The 17,978-nt window shown below is 59.6% G+C and carries 13 protein-coding genes; 12 read left to right on the plus strand and 1 reads right to left on the minus strand.

What is annotated here, in order from left to right; genetic code table 11:
- Positions 1-294: 294 nt before the first annotated feature.
- From E7002_RS08430 to E7002_RS08480, 11 genes are all read left to right on the plus strand, one after another.
- Complete coding sequence (locus tag E7002_RS08430; RefSeq protein ID WP_303728453.1) at positions 295-1,518, plus strand: arginine deiminase; 1,224 nt, start codon at positions 295-297, stop codon at positions 1,516-1,518.
- Positions 1,519-1,696: 178 nt separating this feature from the next.
- Positions 1,697-3,148, plus strand: coding sequence for a basic amino acid/polyamine antiporter (locus tag E7002_RS08435; RefSeq protein ID WP_303728454.1), 1,452 nt, complete (start codon positions 1,697-1,699; stop codon positions 3,146-3,148).
- An 80-nt stretch (positions 3,149-3,228) separates the two neighbouring features.
- Positions 3,229-4,347, plus strand: a complete 1,119-nt coding sequence (locus E7002_RS08440) for an aminotransferase (protein WP_303728455.1) — start codon at positions 3,229-3,231, stop codon at positions 4,345-4,347.
- Between the two features lie 177 nt (positions 4,348-4,524).
- Positions 4,525-5,955, plus strand: a complete 1,431-nt coding sequence (locus tag E7002_RS08445) for a Sapep family Mn(2+)-dependent dipeptidase (protein WP_303728456.1) — start codon at positions 4,525-4,527, stop codon at positions 5,953-5,955.
- Positions 5,956-5,984: 29 nt separating this feature from the next.
- Positions 5,985-6,380 carry a molybdopterin biosynthesis protein gene (locus E7002_RS08450; RefSeq protein ID WP_066664086.1) on the plus strand — a complete coding sequence of 132 codons (396 nt, stop codon included), beginning with the start codon at positions 5,985-5,987 and terminating at the stop codon, positions 6,378-6,380.
- A 75-nt stretch (positions 6,381-6,455) separates the two neighbouring features.
- Positions 6,456-6,905, plus strand: a complete 450-nt coding sequence (locus E7002_RS08455; RefSeq protein ID WP_303728458.1) for a 23S rRNA (pseudouridine(1915)-N(3))-methyltransferase RlmH — start codon at positions 6,456-6,458, stop codon at positions 6,903-6,905.
- Between the two features lie 108 nt (positions 6,906-7,013).
- A complete protein-coding gene (locus E7002_RS08460) occupies positions 7,014-8,669 on the plus strand; it encodes an LCP family protein (RefSeq protein ID WP_303728459.1) in 1,656 nt (551 codons plus the stop codon).
- A 146-nt stretch (positions 8,670-8,815) separates the two neighbouring features.
- Positions 8,816-10,174 carry a diaminopimelate decarboxylase gene (gene lysA / locus E7002_RS08465; RefSeq protein WP_303728460.1) on the plus strand — a complete coding sequence of 453 codons (1,359 nt, stop codon included), beginning with the start codon at positions 8,816-8,818 and terminating at the stop codon, positions 10,172-10,174.
- Between the two features lie 40 nt (positions 10,175-10,214).
- A complete protein-coding gene (locus E7002_RS08470) occupies positions 10,215-11,504 on the plus strand; it encodes a homoserine dehydrogenase (RefSeq protein WP_303728461.1) in 1,290 nt (429 codons plus the stop codon).
- Positions 11,505-11,735: 231 nt separating this feature from the next.
- The gene (locus E7002_RS08475; protein WP_303728462.1) at positions 11,736-12,806 is read left to right on the plus strand and encodes a zinc-ribbon domain-containing protein; all 1,071 of its coding nucleotides are present in this window, start codon (positions 11,736-11,738) and stop codon (positions 12,804-12,806) included.
- 177 nt (positions 12,807-12,983) lie between these two features.
- Positions 12,984-14,216 (plus strand): glycosyltransferase family 4 protein, encoded by a 1,233-nt coding sequence (locus tag E7002_RS08480; RefSeq protein ID WP_303728463.1) that lies wholly within the window; start codon positions 12,984-12,986, stop codon positions 14,214-14,216.
- A 187-nt stretch (positions 14,217-14,403) separates the two neighbouring features.
- On the opposite strand, the gene E7002_RS08485 is transcribed toward E7002_RS08480, so the two are convergent.
- Positions 14,404-16,050 (minus strand): FAD-dependent oxidoreductase, encoded by a 1,647-nt coding sequence (locus E7002_RS08485; RefSeq protein ID WP_303728464.1) that lies wholly within the window; start codon positions 16,048-16,050, stop codon positions 14,404-14,406.
- A 253-nt stretch (positions 16,051-16,303) separates the two neighbouring features.
- On the opposite strand from E7002_RS08485, the gene E7002_RS08490 reads away from it, so the two are divergent.
- Positions 16,304-17,890 carry a helix-turn-helix transcriptional regulator gene (locus E7002_RS08490; RefSeq protein ID WP_303728465.1) on the plus strand — a complete coding sequence of 529 codons (1,587 nt, stop codon included), beginning with the start codon at positions 16,304-16,306 and terminating at the stop codon, positions 17,888-17,890.
- Positions 17,891-17,978: the final 88 nt, after the last annotated feature.

Raw genomic sequence — 17,978 nt, forward strand, 5'->3', positions numbered from 1 at the left:
CAAAATCGACGTTATACATAGTTTTGCATATGCCCTGGTCAAAAGGGTGGGGAATTAACCACTACACTCGGCTATAGTGTCCCTAATCATAAAATCATCAAAAATCAAGTACCTTTTGCGGCATAAAAGATACCGTTTACCGACTTTCATACTCAATAAACCGTTCACAATTGCGTAACGGTATGCGACGTGTAGAGTATGTGGAGACGCGTACGTAGGAGGTGAGAGACCTGCGGACACGTTTCGTAATCTTCAACGCATCGCCCTTGGGGCGAGAAGAAAAGGAGGGCGTTCATGACCGGAGTAAACGTCAAGAGCGAGATCGGACCTCTAAAGAAGGTCATTCTCCACCGTCCGGGCAAGGAGCTTCTCAACCTTACCCCCGACACGCTCGAGCGTCTGTTGTTCGACGATATTCCGTTCCTGGAAATCGCTCAGCAGGAGCACGACGCCTTTGCGCAGGCTCTGCGCGACAACGGCGTCGAGGTCGTCTATCTGGAAGACCTCATGGCCGACGTTATCCGCGACAACGCGGATCTGCGCAGCCAGTTCATCGAAGAGTGGCTGGAAGAGGCCGACATTCACACTCCGAAGTGGCACAAGCTGCTCCACGAGTACCTGGATGCCAACTACGCTGATCCGAAGGCCCTGGTCGAAAAGACCATGGAGGGCATTCATCTGGACGAGTTGGAAATCGACCGCTCGAACAGCCTGATCGACCAGGTTTCCAGTCCCACCAAGATGGTGTGCGACCCCATGCCCAACCTGTACTTCACCCGCGACCCGTTCGCGATGGTGGGCAATGGCGTCACCATCCACCGCATGTACTCCGTCACGCGTAACCGCGAGACCATGTACGGCAAGTACATCTTCGACCACCATCCCGACTTCAAGGGCACGCCGCAGTACTACAGCCGCGACAACGCCTTCCACATCGAGGGTGGCGACATCCTGAACATCAACGACCACGTGCTCGCCATCGGCATCAGCCAGCGCACCGAGCCCGACGCCATCGACACGCTGGCGCAGGGCATCTTCCACGACGAGCGCTCCAGCATCGACACCATCCTGGCGTTCGACATCCCGAACAGCCGCGCGTTCATGCATCTGGACACGGTATTCACCCAGATCGACTACGACAAGTTCACCATCCACCCGGGCATCCTGGGCCCGCTCACGGTCTTCGAGCTCACCAAGGGTGCAGAAGGCGAAGTGAAGGTAAAGCGCCTCGACTCCGACCTCGAGACCATCCTCACGAAGTACGTGGGCCAGCCCGTCCAGCTGCTGCAGTGCGGCGCCGGCGATCGCATCGCCGCCGAGCGCGAGCAGTGGAACGACGGCAGCAACACGCTGTGCATCGAGCCCGGCAAGATCTGCGTCTACCAGCGCAACAACGTCACGAACGACTTCCTGTACAAGAACGGTCTTGAACTGGTCGTCGTCCCCAGCTGCGAGCTGTCTCGCGGCCGTGGTGGCCCGCGCTGCATGAGCATGCCGGCCTGGCGCGAAGACCTGTAGGGGTTAGGCTTCGCCGCCACACTTACTTTTGTTAGGACGCCCTCTCCGCGCGCGCAAGTGGAGGGGGCTCCTGAACCGCCAGGGCATTCTGCGTGACGCAACAGATTCTTTTGCGTGACGCAGGACCGTAAAACTGGCAGAACCCTGGCGGGTCTGCATATGTAAAGGAGGATTTCTCATGGGAGAAAAAATCAAGGGTGTAGGCCTTTTCGGCCTCATCGGACTCGTGGTGAGCTCCTGCATCGGTTCTGGCGTCTACGCCCTTACCGGTCAGCTCGCCGGTGCCGCTGCTCCGGGCAGCGCGCTTATCGGCTGGGTGTTCTGTGGCGCGGGCTTCCTGTTCCTGGCCATGTCCCTGGCTAACTTGGGCGCCAAGAAGCCCGAAATCGACGGCCTCTATCAGTATGCCACGGAAGGCTTCGGTCCCTTCGCCGGCTTCATCTCCGGCTGGGGTTACTGGCTGTCCGCATGGCTGGGCAACATCGGCTTTGCCACGATGGTGGTGCAGGTTCTGGGAAGTCTCTTCCCGGGGACCTTCGACGCTACGCTCACCGATCCCGCTGGCATCCTGAGCATCGTGATTGTGTCCATCTTCCTGTGGGCCATCACGTTCCTGGTTATCAACGGCGTGGAGAGCGCTGCGTTCCTGAACGCCGTCGTCATGGTCGTCAAGGTTGTATCCATCCTGCTGTTCATCCTGTTCTGCCTGTTCGCCTTCAACGCTGGCGTGTTTACCGCCGACTTCTGGGGCGAAGCCGAGCGCAATATCGCCGTTATGGCTGCCACGGAAGGCGAAGCCGAACTGGGTGGCATCTCCAGCCAGATCATCAACTGCCTCATCGCGATGATGTGGGTATTCATCGGCATCGAGGGCGCTACGGTTATGTCCAAGCGCGCTGAGCGTAAGTCCGATGTGGGCAAGGCTACCATCATTGGCCTCATCGTCCTGCTGGTTCTCTACATTGGCGCTTCTGTTCTTCCCTATGGCGTTATGCCCTACGAAGAGCTCGTGGCCGCCGAGAGCCCCGCGACGATTACCGTGTTCGAGTACCTGGCTCCTGGCTGGGGCGGCACGTTCATTTCGATTGCCATCATCATCAGCGTTCTGGGCTCCTGGTTGTCCTTCACCATGCTGCCCGCGGAGACTTCTTCGGGCATGAGCGACGACCATCTGCTTCCTGCTTCCTGGAACAAGATGAACAAGAAGAACGCTCCTCAGATGGCCCTCATCATCGTCGGCCTCTGCACGCAGGTCTTCCTGATCGTCGCCTTTGCCGCAGCCGATGCGTACACGTTCGCCATCAGCATGTGCACTGTTACGATCATGATTTCCTGGGCCTTGGCTGCTGCCTATCAGGTGAAGCTGGGCAAGGAAACGGGCGATATCAAGAACATGATCTTTGGTCTCATCGCCGTGATTTTCCAGGTTCTGTGCATGATTCTGGCTGGTTGGCAGTTCCTGCTGCTCGCTTGCCTGGGCTACATCCCCGGCTTCTTCTTCTATGCCAAGGCGCGTAAGGAAGCTGGCAAGGAATTCACGCAGGGCGAGAAGATCGGTGCTGTTATCATCAGCATCGTGGGCATCATCAGCATCCCGCTTACGGCCATTGGCTTCATTCCCGTGTTCTAATTAGAACTTTCATAGGGGGTTGGGAAAAGGGAAGGCGACTTGCGCGGGTTGCCTTCCCTTCCGCTATATAAGGAGGACGTATGCACATCAAGACAATCGGTGTTGAAGAGTACCTGAATATCTGGGAGCACGACGCTACGTGGGATATCGCCCAGTCCACCATCGCAAGCCTTACGATGGCGGAAATCCTCGAGCTCGATGGCAAGCAGGGCGAAACGTTTTACGAGCAGCTGAACCGCGAGAAGATGAATTATGGCTGGATCGAAGGGTCGGCCGACTTCAAGCAGGAAGTCGCCAAGCTCTATCGCAACGTGGACCCCGACAACGTCCTTCAGATGAATGGCGGTACGGGCGCTAACCTGAACGCGATTATGGCCCTGGTCGAGCCTGGCGACCATGTGGTTGCCGAGTATCCCACCTATCAGCCCCTGTACGATCTGCCCGCGGCGCTTGGCGCCGAAGTGGAGCATTGGCAGATTCACGAGGAAGATGGCTGGCAGCCGCGCCTCGACGAGCTGAAGAAGCTCGTGCGCCCTGACACGAAGCTCATCTGCGTGAACAACGCGAGCAACCCCCTGGGTACCCTCATCACCACTGACGTGATGGAGGAAATCGTCGAGATCGCTCGCAGCGTTGGCGCGTGGGTGCTGTGCGATGAGGTGTTCTTCCCGTTGGAGGATGCCGACACGTGCACGAGCATCATCGACCTGTACGACAAGGGCGTATGCACCAACAGCGTGAGCAAGGACTATAGCGTTCCGGCGGCGCGTTGCGGCTGGACGGTAAGCAACAAGGAGCTTGCCGACAGGATGCGCGTGCTGCGCGACTACACGATGATCTGCAGTGGTGTGTTCAACGATGCGCTGGCCACGTACGTTCTGCGCAATCGCGAGGCAATCGTGGAGCGCAACCTGTCCATCATCAGGAAGAATCGCGCCATTACGCAGGAGTGGATCGACTCCGAGCCGCGCGTGAGCTGGGTACCTCCGAAGGGCGTGTCCGTAAGCTACATTAGGCTCGACATTCCCGAGGACGATGAGAAGTTCTGTCTCGATTTGCTGCGCGACGAAGGCGTTCTTCTGGTCCCGGGCAGCAGGTTCGACCTGCCGCGCGGTGCTCGCTTGGGGTATTGCGCTCCCGAGGCTACGCTGCGCGAGGGCTTGAAGCGCCTGAGCGGCTACTTGCGCAAGTTCGACTAGCCGGTGCCAAGACGAGCACCTGCACAATCGATTTTCGGCCGTCCCGCTGCGCGGGACGGCTTTTTATTTCCCCTAAAAGCTCCTTCTCTTTTGTGACGTTTGCTCAAGGGTTTCGCGTCATGCGGGGGTTTCGTTTTCGGTAGCGCGAATATAATGGGCGAAAAGAAAGGAGCACGGATGGTTTCGGAAGAATTCGAACGTGAGCTTGATGCGTATCTCGATGAGCACTGGGATGACATGGTGGAAGACCTTGCGTCGCTCGTGCGCGTGCGCAGCGTGGAAGATATGGAACAGGCGGCTAGCGGCGCACCGTATGGTCCTGGGCCTGCCCAGGGGTTGGAAGCGGCGCTTGCCCTTACCGAACGACTGGGTTTTTGCTCGCAGAATCTGGAAGGGTACATTGGCACAGCCGACATTCCGGGCGAAAGCGATCGTCAGATTGGCGTGATTTGCCATTCCGACGTGGTGCCCGAGGGCGACGGCTGGCATTACCCTCCGTTCGACGTAACCCGCAAGGACGGCTATCTCATTGGTCGTGGCACAGTAGACGACAAGGGGCCCTTGGTGGTTGCTCTGCATGCGGCGAAGTTCCTGCGCGAGCGTGGCACTGCATTCCCGTATACTCTGCGTTTCTTGGTGGGCGCGAATGAGGAAACCGGCATGCGCGACCTCGAGTACTACCTTGCCCGCTACCAGGAACCCATGGTGACCATTTCCCCCGACGAGGACTTTCCGCTGTGCTTTGGTGAGAAGGGGCATGTGAGGGGCTATTTCGAAAGCGCGCCCATCGAGGGTGGCGTCGTTCGCTCCCTGCAGGGCGGTCTTGCTTATAACGCCGTTGCTGGCGCGGCAACGGCTGTTCTGGATGCCGACCCGTCGCTTTTCCAGGCTACGGAGCGCGTATCGGTTGAGCCCACGGAAGAAGGCGGAACGCGTTTGGTTGCACGCGGCGTGCAGGTGCATGCTGCGTTCCCCGAAGGTGGCGTGAACGCCATTCACGAGCTCGCGAAGGTCGTGCTTGCTTCGAATGCGTGCGCGGAAGCCGAGCGTTCGTGGTTCGAGTTCATGGATGCCCTGCTGGGCGTGACTGACGGTTCGGGCATTGGCCTTGCCTGCTCCGACGATATGTTTGGCGCGCTTACCTGCGTGGGCGGCATGGCCCGTATGGCCGAAGGCAAGCTTGGGCAAACCATCGACATACGTTGCCCTGCGGCTATCAGCGAAGACGAGGTCGTGGCTGCGCTCGAGCGCGCTGCCAAGCAGGCGGGCGCTACCTGGCATACCACGAAGATTTCGCCACGCTTCTTCCAGGACCCGAACGGCACGCTCGTGCGTACGCTCGTTTCCGCATACCGCGATATCACGGGCGACATGCAAGAGCCCTACACGGTGGGCGGCCGTACGTATGCCAGCCACTTCACGCATGCCGTGGCGTTCGGTGCGGGCGTGCATGGCGCGCAGCATCCCAGCTGGGTCGGCCCCATGCATGGTGCCGACGAGGGTGCGTCGGAAGCGAATCTGAAGCAGGCCTTTAAAGTGTATGCACTGGCGATAGAGCGCCTTATGCAGATCGATTGGGTTGCCGAATACCCCGACCTTGCCCGATAATCGTGCGAAACGCAACGAAAGGAACGAATATGTCTCAGGAACCCTCTCTCGATGCATGGCTTGCCGAGGCCAAGCAGGACCCGCAGGCCAGCCAGTGTGGCATGTACCTTTTCCATAACGGCGTGGTACGCGCTACGCCCAAGGCGCAGGTGCGCGGTGGGGAAGAGGGCCTTCCCGCTGTGGAGCGCGTCGATTTCTCGTACAACGCCGAAGGCGTGCAGGAGGCCATTGCGAAGACGCTCGAGCGCGAGGGCATCTACTATGCCCGCGTGTGGCTGGCGGAAGGCTCCGTGCCCGTTGGCGGCTCGCTGATGTACGTGCTCATCGGTGGCGACATTCGCCCCCGCGTCATTGACGCCCTTACGTTCTTGGTGGGCACCATCAAGAACGAGCTCGTGGTGGAAGCGGAAGCGTACGTGGAATAGCAATTGCGGGCGCTGTCGCTGTGGACCCTGCGGGGTCTGGGCGGCGGCGCCTTCTTTGTTTGCGGGAGGTTGAGCATGCAGAAGGTAACCATCGTGGCCACGGGCAAGCTGAAGGAGCGTTTCTGGAAGGATGCCTGCGCGGAGTACCTGAAGCGCTTGGGTGCATATGCTCAGGTGGAGGTGAAGGAGATTCCCGACAGCACGCGCGAGCGGGAAGAGCCCCTGCAACTTTCCGCCTTGCAGGCGGCAAAGGGCGCTCACATTATCCTGCTTGACATCCACGGGAAGGAAACGTCGAGCGAGGGCCTTGCCGGCAAGTTGGAGCAGCTTGCCGTTCAGGGTGACTCGCACGTGGTGTTCGTGATTGGCGGCAGCGATGGCGTGGGCTCGGCGGTGCGCCAGATGGCCAACGAGCGCATGAGCTTCGGCCCTATTACCATGCCGCATAACCTGGCGCGCGTGGTGCTGCTCGAGCAGATTTACCGTGCGTACAAGATCATTCGCCACGAGCCATACCATAAGTAGTGGTGGGCGCGCAGGGGCGGCGGATTGCCTGCAACCGTGCGCCCCTGCAGTTCTGTTCTTAACGAAAAGATGCTTGCAAGGTGCCTGTTTCGTCCGCACAATGAAGGTATGGAGCAACATCGCAGCAGACATTCAGCACGCCCCTCTCATGCGGCCCATGATGCCGCTTCTTCTCGTGATGCCCGGGGCTACAGCCGGTCCAACGCCGAATCGTATCGCCAGCGTGCCGCGCGCGCTCGTTTGGAAGAGCGCATGGCCAATGGTGCGCAGGAGTCCGAGGCAGAATCTCGCCGTTCGTCTCGCGTAGGCCACGCGCAGGAATCAGCCCATTCCCATGCTCGTACGCGTGGTGCCCGTTCGCGTGATGCCGCCGAAACGCCGCGTACCGTAGACGCCCGGTATTCTCGTCGCGGGAACACGCGCTACGCCGACCAGGTGAATCCTAAGCATCGTAGGAATCGCATTATCAAGCGCGTGGCCATTGTCCTTGCCGCGCTTCTTACCTGCGTGGGTGCTGCCGCCGCGATATACATTGGCGTTATCAACGGTAATCTTTCCGCGGGGCTCGATAGCGGTCTGAATAACGTGCTCGTGCAGACCAACCTTACCAAGGAGCCCTTCTACATGGTGCTCCTGGGTACCGATGAATCCATTCAGCGCGAAACCGACAGCACGACGGATGGCACGTATCGAACGGATACCATCATCCTGGCGCGCATCGACCCAGTGAACAAGAAGGTCACGCTTATCTCGATGCCGCGTGACAGCTACGTTAGCATGGGCTCGTATGGCGAGCACAAGCTGAATGCCGCCTATGCCTACGGTGGTGCCGAACTGGCCGTTTCCACCATTTCCGATTTGGCCGACGTAGACATTTCCCATTTCGCACTCGTTGACATGGATGGCGTGGTTGAAATCGTCGATGCCCTGGGTGGCATCGAGGTCGACGTGCCTATGGAAATCGACGACGACATGGCAGGTGGCCATTTGGATGCCGGCTTGCAGACGCTCAACGGCGAGCAGGCGCTCATCTTGGCGCGCAGCCGTCATGCCTACGACGAATATGGCAATGGCGACGAGTATCGCGCTGCCAACCAGCGCCTGGTTATCTCGGCTATTGCGAAGAAGCTGCTCGCGTCCGATGCGGCTACCATCGCCAGTACGGTTACGGCGCTTTCCGAGTGCGTGCAGACCGACCTATCCGTTTCCGATATCGTGGGGCTTGCCCAGGTTATGCGGGGTCTCGACTCTTCTACCGATATTTACAGCGCCACTATGCCCACCACGTCGGCTTACGTCGACGGCTTGTGGATCGAGCAAGTGAACACGAGCGAGTGGAAGACCATGATGAGTCGCGTGGACCAGGGCCTTTCGCCTACGGAATCCTCCGAGATAGATAGTGCAACGGGTATCGTACTGTCGTCGGCGGGGGATGGTGCCGCCGAAGAGGCCTCTGCGGCGGCGGAGTCGAAGGATGGCTCCATCGTCGTAAGGAACGGTTCGGGCTATACGGGGTTGGGAACGGAAGTGGCCAATACGCTTACGAGCGCGGGCTATACGGTTTCCAGCACGGGCAATGCCGATAACTTCGACTACAAGAACACGGTCGTTCTCTACAACGATTCGTCGCGCGCCTCCCAGGCAAAAACAATTGCCGAAACCATTGGACATAGCGCATCCGCGCAAAAGAACGATGGTTCGTACAGCATTTCAGGCGACTTCCTGGTTATCGTGGGGTCGACGTACGCAAACACCACCTCGTAGGTTCGGGCTTCCGTCATATACTCTGTCTCCGTGGCACTTTCGTGTGGTAAAGTGCCACGTTTCTTTTTCTGGGTATGCGCTTGTTACAATGCAGTGCAAAACAACTGCTTCGTACGCGCGCATGCGCGGGCGGAAGGGAGGTCCACATGTCGTTGCCAGCACCCAAGGCAGACGCGAAAGCCGATAACCGTACCACCGTCGAACTGGGATCGGTGCTTCCGCGCACCGCTACCGTGAAGGACGGCCATCTCTACGTCGGCGGCGTCGACATGGTGGAGTTGGCTCGCGAGCAGGGTACGGCCCTGTACGTGTACGACGAGGAAGACCTGCGTTCTCGCATCCGCGAGTACGTCGAGGCGTTTTCCGCAGCGTATCCCAATTCGGAAGTCATCTACGCCAGCAAGGCGTTTTTGAATCGCGCCATGGCGAAGCTGGTGGCCGAAGAGGGTGCGAACATCGACGTGTCCGGTGGTGGCGAGCTTGCCATCGCCCAGGCTGCGGGCTTTCCCATGGAGCGCGTGTTCGTACATGGCAACAACAAGACGCCCCAGGAATTGGAAGAGGCCATTTCCGCAGGCGTGGGCTGCATCGTGCTCGATAGCCGCATCGAACTGGATCGCGTGAACAAGATTGCCGGTCGCTTGGGCAAGGTGCAGGACGTCTACATGCGCATCACCCCTGGCGTGGAAGCCGATACGCACGAATACATTCGCACGGGCATGGAGGACAGCAAGTTCGGCTTCACCATGCGCGAGGATTTCGCGTTCAATTGCGTGGGCGACGTGCTTGCGGCCGAAAACGTGCATCTGCGCGGCCTGCACATGCATATTGGCTCGCAGATCTTCAAGCTGCAGCCCTTTGGCGAGGCCATTGCGGTGGGCGTGGAACTCATTGCCCGCATCAAGGAACGCTACGGCTTCGAAATCGACGACCTTGATATCGGCGGCGGCGTTGGCATTGCCTACATGGCCACCGACGCTCCGGCAACCATTCGCGAATTTGCGCAGATTACCGCAGACGCTCTGCATGAGCAGTGCGCGAAGTTCGGCGTGAAGGAGCCGCGCGTCCTTACCGAGCCCGGTCGCAGCATTGCCGCTTCCGCTGGCATCACGCTGTACACGGTGGGCATTCTGAAGACGCTGCCCGGCATTCGCAAGTATGTGGCAATCGACGGCGGCATGAGCGACAACGTGCGCACTGCCCTGTACCACGCCGATTACGAGGCCGTTATCGCGAACAAGGCCGACCAGCCGCGCACCGAGATCGTCACGCTGTGCGGCAAGCATTGCGAGAGCGGCGACGCCGTGGTGCTCGATGGTTCGCTGCAGACGCCCGAGCTGGGCGATATCGTGGCCGTGTTCGGCACGGGCGCGTACTGCCGCAGCATGAGCAGCAACTACAATGGCCAGCCTCGTCCGGGCGTGGTTTTCGTGAAAGATGGCCAGGCGCGCTTGGTTACGCGTCGCGAAACGTACGCCGACCTTCTGGCTTGCGACATCGATTAACATATACAAGTATGCGTAGCACTGCGGGAAAGGAATTGGCATGACGGTGAAACTTGGTCTGGTAGGCACGGGTACGGTCGGCGGCGGCTGCCTGGATATCCTGTCTGCCCATCGTGACGACTTCAAGCGTCTGAACGGCATCGACGTCGAGCTGGTGCGCGTGTGCTCGCGCAATTCCGAAACCGCTGTTGCCCGTGGCGTGGAAGATTTGTTTACGACCGACTTCAACGACGTCATCAACGACCCGGAAGTCGATATCGTCATCGAGCTTATTGGCGGCACCACCGCTGCCTACGACCTGGTTATGGGCGCGCTGCGTGCGGGCAAGAACGTAGTTACCGCCAACAAGGCGCTCATGGCCACCCATGGCAGCGAAATCCTCGAGCTTGCGCGCGAAAAGGGCCTGGAGGTTGCGTTCGAGGCGAGCGTTGGTGGCGGCATCCCTATCATCGGCCCCCTTACGCACGGCCTGCATGCCAATGGCGTTTCCAGCGTGCTGGGCATCGTGAATGGCACCACGAACTACATGCTCACGCGTATGAGCGAAACGGGCGCCACGTACGATGATGCGCTTGCCGAGGCGCAGGAGAAGGGCTTTGCCGAGGCCGATCCCACGGCCGACGTCGATGGGTTCGATGCTGCGGCGAAGATTGCCATCCTTTCCACGATTGCGTTCAATACGCCCGTGAACTTGGACGACGTGTATACCGAGGGCATTCGCAACATCATGCCCACCGACCTTGCCGCTGCCAAGGAAATGGGTTACTGCGTGAAGCTGCTGGCCATTGGCAATCGCACCGATGCCGGCGTCGACGTGCGCGTGCATCCCACCATGGTGCCGCTGTCGCACCCATTGGCCACGGTAAACGGCGTGTTCAATGCTATTTACGTCGTGGGCGACGCCGTGGGAGAGACGATGTTCTTTGGCGAAGGCGCGGGCGCGGGTGCTGCAGCTAGCGCCGTTATGGGCGACGTGCTGGAAGTGGCACGCCACGTGCAGCAGGGTTGCACCAACCAGGTCATTCCCGGCAACGACGGGCTTTCCCTGGTGCCCATGGAAGAGCTCACCACGCGTTATTACATTCGCTTCGTGGTGGAAGACCGCCGCGGCGTGCTCGCGTCTACGGCGCGCGTATTCTCCGACCACGACGTGAGCGTGTACTCGGTTATCCAGCGTGGCAGCAACGAGAACGTTTCCGGCGTCGACTTGGTGTACATTACGCATACCGCGCAGGAGCGCGATATTCGAGCGGCAATCCAGGACATTCGTGCGCTCGACGGCGTGCTCGTGAGCGGTCAGGAGCCTACGGTTATTCGCGTGCAGAAGTAACCGCGTGCGCTTTCTGTTTGCTCGGGCGTCGTCGAAAGGCGGCGCCTTTTTTTGGCGCTTTGACCTTTTGTTATGTACATAGTGGGAGTAATATCGTTTCTCGCGGGAATCTTTGTTCGTAGATTAATGTAACCTAATGGTTCGCGTGTTTACTCATACGGCTAGTGTGGTAGTATTGAGCCGTTTCGTCTATGGGGAGGGCAGGTGCCGTCCCTCGAAAGGGGTAAGAATATGATTTGTCCGAAATGCGGTGCTTCACAGCTGGAAGGAACGAAGTTCTGCACTTCGTGCGGCAGTGAACTCTCTGGCACTGACGCTGATCAGCCTACCGTGGCGCAGCCTGCTGCTCCCGCTCAGCCTGCTGTGGCCCCCACTCGGCCTGTTGCGGCTCCTACGCAGCCCGTGACCGGCACGGTTCCTCCCGCGGGCTACACGCAGCCCGGTACCGCTCCCTCTTCCCAGCCTTCCAATGGCAAGGTAACGGGTGCGTTCGTCTGCGGTATCCTGTCCATCATCTTCGCGTTCATCATGCCCATCGTGGGCATCATCCTGGGCATCGTGGCCATCGCCATCGGTTCCAGCGCTTATCGCGAGACGCAGGAGTCCCGCGCCAAGACGGGCAAGACCTGCGGTATCGTCGGTCTGGTCATTTCTATCCTGTGGATCGTAATTGCCATCATCTTCTCGGCTACTATCTTGGCCATGGTCTCCTCTGCCGACCCCAGCCTGCTCAATAGCAACGGTAGCTCCAGCATCAATACGCCCGCAACGCCTTCGACGCCCTCGACGCCGTCTTCCGACGACGAGGCTGCTGCCATGGCCTGCGTGCAGGATTACCTGGACACCAACCTGACGTTCTCCGACAGCGAGATTTCTTCTCTGGCTTCTCAGATCGATAGCTCTTTCAGCTCCAGCACGGGCTTCGGACTTTCCCAGGTTGGCGTTGACCCCAATCAGTTTGCCAAGTGGCTCGTGGGCGACCTGAGCGGCACCGCCACGAGCGCCAACGTTGCCGATGGCGAAGGTACGGTTACTTGCTCTATCACCACGCGTGACTTCGATTACTTCATGACCGACTTCCAGACGTCCGTCAATAACCTCGACTCCTCTTCGTTCTCCGATATGGATAGCGCATATCAGGCCATTGGCGCTCTCATGCTGCAGTCCATGGATAGCACGCCTGTGGTTACCCGCACGCTCGACATCGACGTGGAAAACACCATGGGCGAATGGGATATCGAGTACCCCGCTCTCACCGCAAGCGATCTTTCCGATCTCATCTACGGTGGCATGAACCTGTAGTTTATTGCTTCGCATAGTCAAGCTTGCCTGGGCCGTCCGCGTATGCGGGTGGCCCTTTTGCGTATCTATGTATTGTGGCCTTTGTGCCGTAACGTAGGCGTAACGCGGCCTCTAATTCGGGCATGTTAGAATCGGTTCACTATTGAATCGAGCTGCCGAAGGGAGAGGTGCATGGTAATGGAACGAGTCAATCGTAAGATTGCGCTGGTTACCATGGATGTGCGTCTACCCGGCGAAACGCAAGGCCTCGACCGCACGGCGTTCATCGCCGGCATGTTGGCAGATGCGGGTTACGAGGTCGACCTTATTACCAGCTCGTTCCAGCACTGGGATAAGGCCCAGCGCAACACGGCCGACCCTGCGTATCAAACGCATGGGTATCGCGTCGTCTTTATCGATGCGCCTAATTATTCCAAGAACGTTACGCCCAGCCGCGTGCGCAATCACACCATCGTCTCGCGTCGTCTTGCCGAGTACTTCAAGAGCCACAACGAATATGGCCTGGTCTTGGCAAAGGTTCCGCCGAACGATATGGCCCTGGTGTGCGCCAAGTACGCCGAAGAGGCGGGCATCCCCTTCGTGGTCGACGTGAACGACCTGTGGCCCGAAGCCATGCGCATGGTCTTCGACGTGCCCGTGCTCAGCCCCTTGCTGTTCCGCGGCTTCAAGCGCGATGCCGAAGCGGTGTACGCGCGCACTACCGCCGCCATTGGCACTTCGGAAGAATACGCGCTGCGCCCCAGCAAGTACATGAACCACGTCATTCCGCATATCACCGTGTATGTGGGCAACGACGTTTCCGCCTTCGATGCCGAGGCTGCCGCACATGCGTCCTTGGTGCATAAGCCCGAAGACGAATTCTGGGTTACCTATGCGGGCACCATTGGCACCAGCTACGACATTCGCACCATGGTGCTTGCCGCCGACCATTTGAAGCGCTGCGGGCATACCGACGTGCGCATGGTCATTCTGGGCGATGGCCCGCTTGCCCCCGAACTGCGCCAACTTGCCGCGCAACTTGGCTGCAACTGTACGTTTTTGGGGTATCGCCCCCACGAGGAGATGGCTGCGTACCTGCAGGCCTCCGACGTGTTGGTGAATTCCTTTGTGAAGAAGGCCCCGCAGAGCATCGTTTCGAAGATTGGCGATTATCTGGCTGCGGGCAAGCCCATGATCAATACGCTGGCGAACGAGGAGTTTACCCGCAAGGTCACCAACGACGGCTTTGGCGTGAATATTGTCTCGGAAGACCCCGATGCTCTGGCTGCCGCCATTCTTGAACTGCAGGAACGTCCCCAGGTGCGTGCTCGCATGGGCGCTGCTGCTCGCCGTATTGCCGAAGAGCAGTTCGATCGTCCGGTTGCCTACCAGCGTATCGTCAAGCTCGTCGACAATCTGCTTTCCGAATAGCACCCCCCCCGTTTCGCCACGCCGCCTACGGGCGGCGTTTTTCATGCCCGAAATGGGAAGAACCCGTATCGGGCTGCAGGCCAATGCGGGTTCGTTTCTTGGAACCTGCTGCGCACGGGGAGGGGGTCCGTGCGCAGCGCGGAATTGCGTAAGGTGCGTCGCGCGGGGCGTACGCGACCGGTATTGGCTACATGGCGCCCAGGCGCTTGCCCAGAACGTAGCCCTGGGTGTAGTTGTGGCCCAGGTTCAGGCCAAACACGGTGAGCGGGTAATCGATGCCGCCGTAGAAGCCGCCTGCAACGTTGCCGATGGCGTACAGGCCGGGGATGGCTTCGCCTTCGGGCGTGACGCACTGCAGGTCGTCGTTCACCTTTACGCCGGAGCATAGGGCGCTCATGCGCACGTGGCGATGAATGCCGTAGTAGGGCGGGGTGTCGATGGTCTTCAAGTAGTCGGGCTTCAGGCCGAAGTCCACGTCGGCGCCATTTGCGCAAAGCTCATTGAAGCGGGCGATGGTTTTCTTGAAGTTCGCGACATCGGTGACGCCCAGTTTCTCGGCCAGCTCGTCCAGCGTGTCGGCTTTGTAGGTGCCGATCATCGTGGGGATGACCGCCTTGCGTTCGACGTCCTCTTCGGGCATGTACACGCGCAGGCCCTCGGGGTCTACCAGCTTGCCGGGGAAGGCAGCGGCCTTTTCCATGTAGGCGGAGTCGAAGACCTCGATGTAGTTGCCGCGGTCCTTTTCGCTGCGAAGGTAGCAGTTCATGAGCGACATCTCGGTGTCTTCGCGGCAGAAGCGCTCGCCATCCATCTTCATGCGCAGGAAGGGCATGTCGCACATGGAAGCGGGGCCCGCGTCGAAGTCGTGGAGCATCTTGGTGTGGCCGAAGTCTTCGATGCAGCCACCGGCCCATACCACCATCTTGTGGCCGTCGCCCGTGCGGCCGTGCTGTTTCTGGTCCAGATACTGCAGGTCGGGCAGGTAATACTTCAGCATCTCCTCGTCATTCTGGTAGTCGCCGCTGGCAACGACCACGCCGTTGCGGGCGTTGAATTTCACGTAGGTGTGGTCGGGCATAAGGGCGATAACGCCGGTGACGCGGCCATCCTTGTCGGTGACCAGCTGTTTTGCGGGCGTGCTGTAGAAGATTTCCACGCCCTCGCTTTCGGCCTGCTTGCACATGGCCTTCATGCCGTCGCCCGTGCAGTAGGGCTTGGGGCCGAAGAACGAGGTGACGAAGGACATGTTGTAGCCGAACTTCTTGATGAGGGGCATGTGCTGCGCGTTGCCCTGGTCGATGACCTGCGCGCCGCCGGCTGCGGATTTCTCGATGACCCACTTCACGGCCTCGCCGCTGTTCTGGGCCCACATTTCGATGAGGGCGCGGTTGGGGCGATGCTGGCTGTCGGTCATGAGCTGGCCGATGAGGTGGGCAACATGAGATGGGTCGCTGTTTTCCAGGTCGATGCCCGAGCCGGAGTTACCATGAGCGGATGCTTCGGCTTCCTTCTGGAGTAGGGCTACGCTTGCGCCTGCCTCCAACGCCGCCAGGGCGCAGGGAACGCCGGGGCTGCCGGCGCCAATGACCACGACGTCGTAATCGCGCTCTTCGGCAATCTTGGTAATCGGATCGGGCTTATTGGCCAGGAATCCGGGCAGGCCGTCGCGGAAGTGACCCGCTTCGGTGGTGGTTCCCGTGGTGGTGGCGCCGCCGTACCCTTTCGCTTCGGCGCTCTTGGGTCCGCATCCGGCCAGAGCCGATGCGCCTGCCACGCTTGCCGCGGCTACGCCTCCCAGCTTGAATAGATCTCGTCTGCTAAACGACTGTCCCATACCTATCATCCCTCCAATGATGCGATGTTCGGCGCCGCTGCGTTCGCATGCTACGATGCGGCGCCCTTGTTGCGCACAATGTACTTCCATGCGCCCGCTGGGGTCTTCGCCTGTTTTTGAATTAGGTGGGGGATTGCTATCACCCCCGGGGTATCACCCCAGGTTCAACTGGGGAAACGCAAAGAGGGCTCCATGCGGTGTGAGGGTGTGATTGCGTATAATACCCCTATGCGAAAAGCGGTTGGGAGGTCGCGTGGAATCACGGGAGAAGAAGGGGAGCAAAGTTCCCGGGGCGAAGGGACGCTCGGGTGAGGGGTGCTGCGGCAAGGAAGGTCGCGACGAGGGCGGTTCCCTTGATAGCGCCATGGCCCTTACCGAGGCGAATTTCGCCTCCTTCGCCTACGAGGATGGCATGTCGGGTAGCAAGCGTCTGCCCCTGGCTTGGGTGGTCGACAAGATGCCCTATGTGCCGCTTGCGTTTTTGGGCTTGGCACTGTATCGCGCATGGATTGAGCTCGTCTATGTGGGTTCGTTCATCCCGTTTCCCTACGACGGCTCGGCTATTCATAACTACTACGACATAGCCATGATTATCACGTTGTTCCTGTGCGCGGCTTTGCATAGGCGTATCGAGCCCATCTTCCGGAGCAGGGTTTTCTACGTAGCCGTTGCCTTGTTCATGCTTGCCGGCACGGTGGGCATGTTCGCGGGCCTGTTCGGACATGCCTCGCGTGCGTGTGGCATTTTCTCGGTGGTCACGGGCGGCGTAGGTACGGCGGGCATTATCTTGCTCTGGTCGGAATTGTACGCATCGCTTTCTCCGTATCGCGTGGGCTTGTACTATTCGGCGTCCATTGTGGCTGCTGCTTGCGTGTTGTATCTCTGTCGTGGCCTGCAGCCTCCCTGGCAATTCGGCATGGCCATGCTGTTGCCGCTGGGCTCGCTTGTGTTTGTGGCCTTGGGTTTCATAGGCCTGCCACCTGCCGAGCGCCCCCATGCTTCCACGGCGCGCTTTAGCTTCCCCTGGAAGCCCGTGCTTATCATGGCTGTGTATGCATTTGCCTACGGTCTGCGCGAGCTCAGCCAGTACGACATGGGCATCGGCCCCCATTCGTCGCCGGGCGCCCTGGTGGTGGGCGTGCTTCTGTTCCTGTGGATATACCTGCGCGGGAGCACATTCGATTTTTCGTATTTCTACCGCGTGGCGTTGCCTCTCATGATGGGCGCCTTCTTGGTGCTTCCCGCGTTCGGCACGCTCAACGAGGTGGTGTCCGATTGCTTCGCCACGGCTAGCTACACGGCGTTTTCCGTGCTCATCATGCTTATCCTGGCGAATATGTCGTATCGCTACGGCATGAGTGCCGTGTGGCTGTTCGGCATTGAACGTGGCGTGCGCGCCCTGTTCGCCATGGGCGGTCGTTACACGGCCCAGGGACTTGCGCTCGTGGGCGACCCCGACACGAATGCCCTCGTCATCGGCGTCATTACCGTGGCGCTTGTGGTCATTGGCACGTTGTTGTTTACCAGCGAGAAAGACTTCTCCAGTCGTTGGGGCGTCTCGTTTCGTGCGGAAGGCGCCTCGCAGGCCGACCTGGCGCGCATGCGTCGTGAGGATCGTGCGCTTCGCTGCGACGAGCTGGCGGGGCAATTCGGGCTTTCCCCGCGCGAGCGCGAGGTGCTGCAGCTGCTCGCTCGTCGGCGCACGGTGGGGCAGATCCAAACCGATTTGGTAGTATCGAAGGATACGGTAAAGACCCACGTCAAGCATATCTATCGAAAGATGGACATCCATAGCCGCGCCGAGCTTTTCGACCTGCTGGGCATGGGCGAGGAAGAGTAGGTATACACCTTTCGCTGTATCTTTTTCTGGGAACCGTATGACTTGCAACTCAATTGCGTACTGCCAATTGCGTTGCCGCATATACTTG

The organism is Denitrobacterium detoxificans, assembly GCF_015062615.1.
GTDB classification, from domain to species: domain Bacteria; phylum Actinomycetota; class Coriobacteriia; order Coriobacteriales; family Eggerthellaceae; genus Denitrobacterium; species Denitrobacterium detoxificans_A.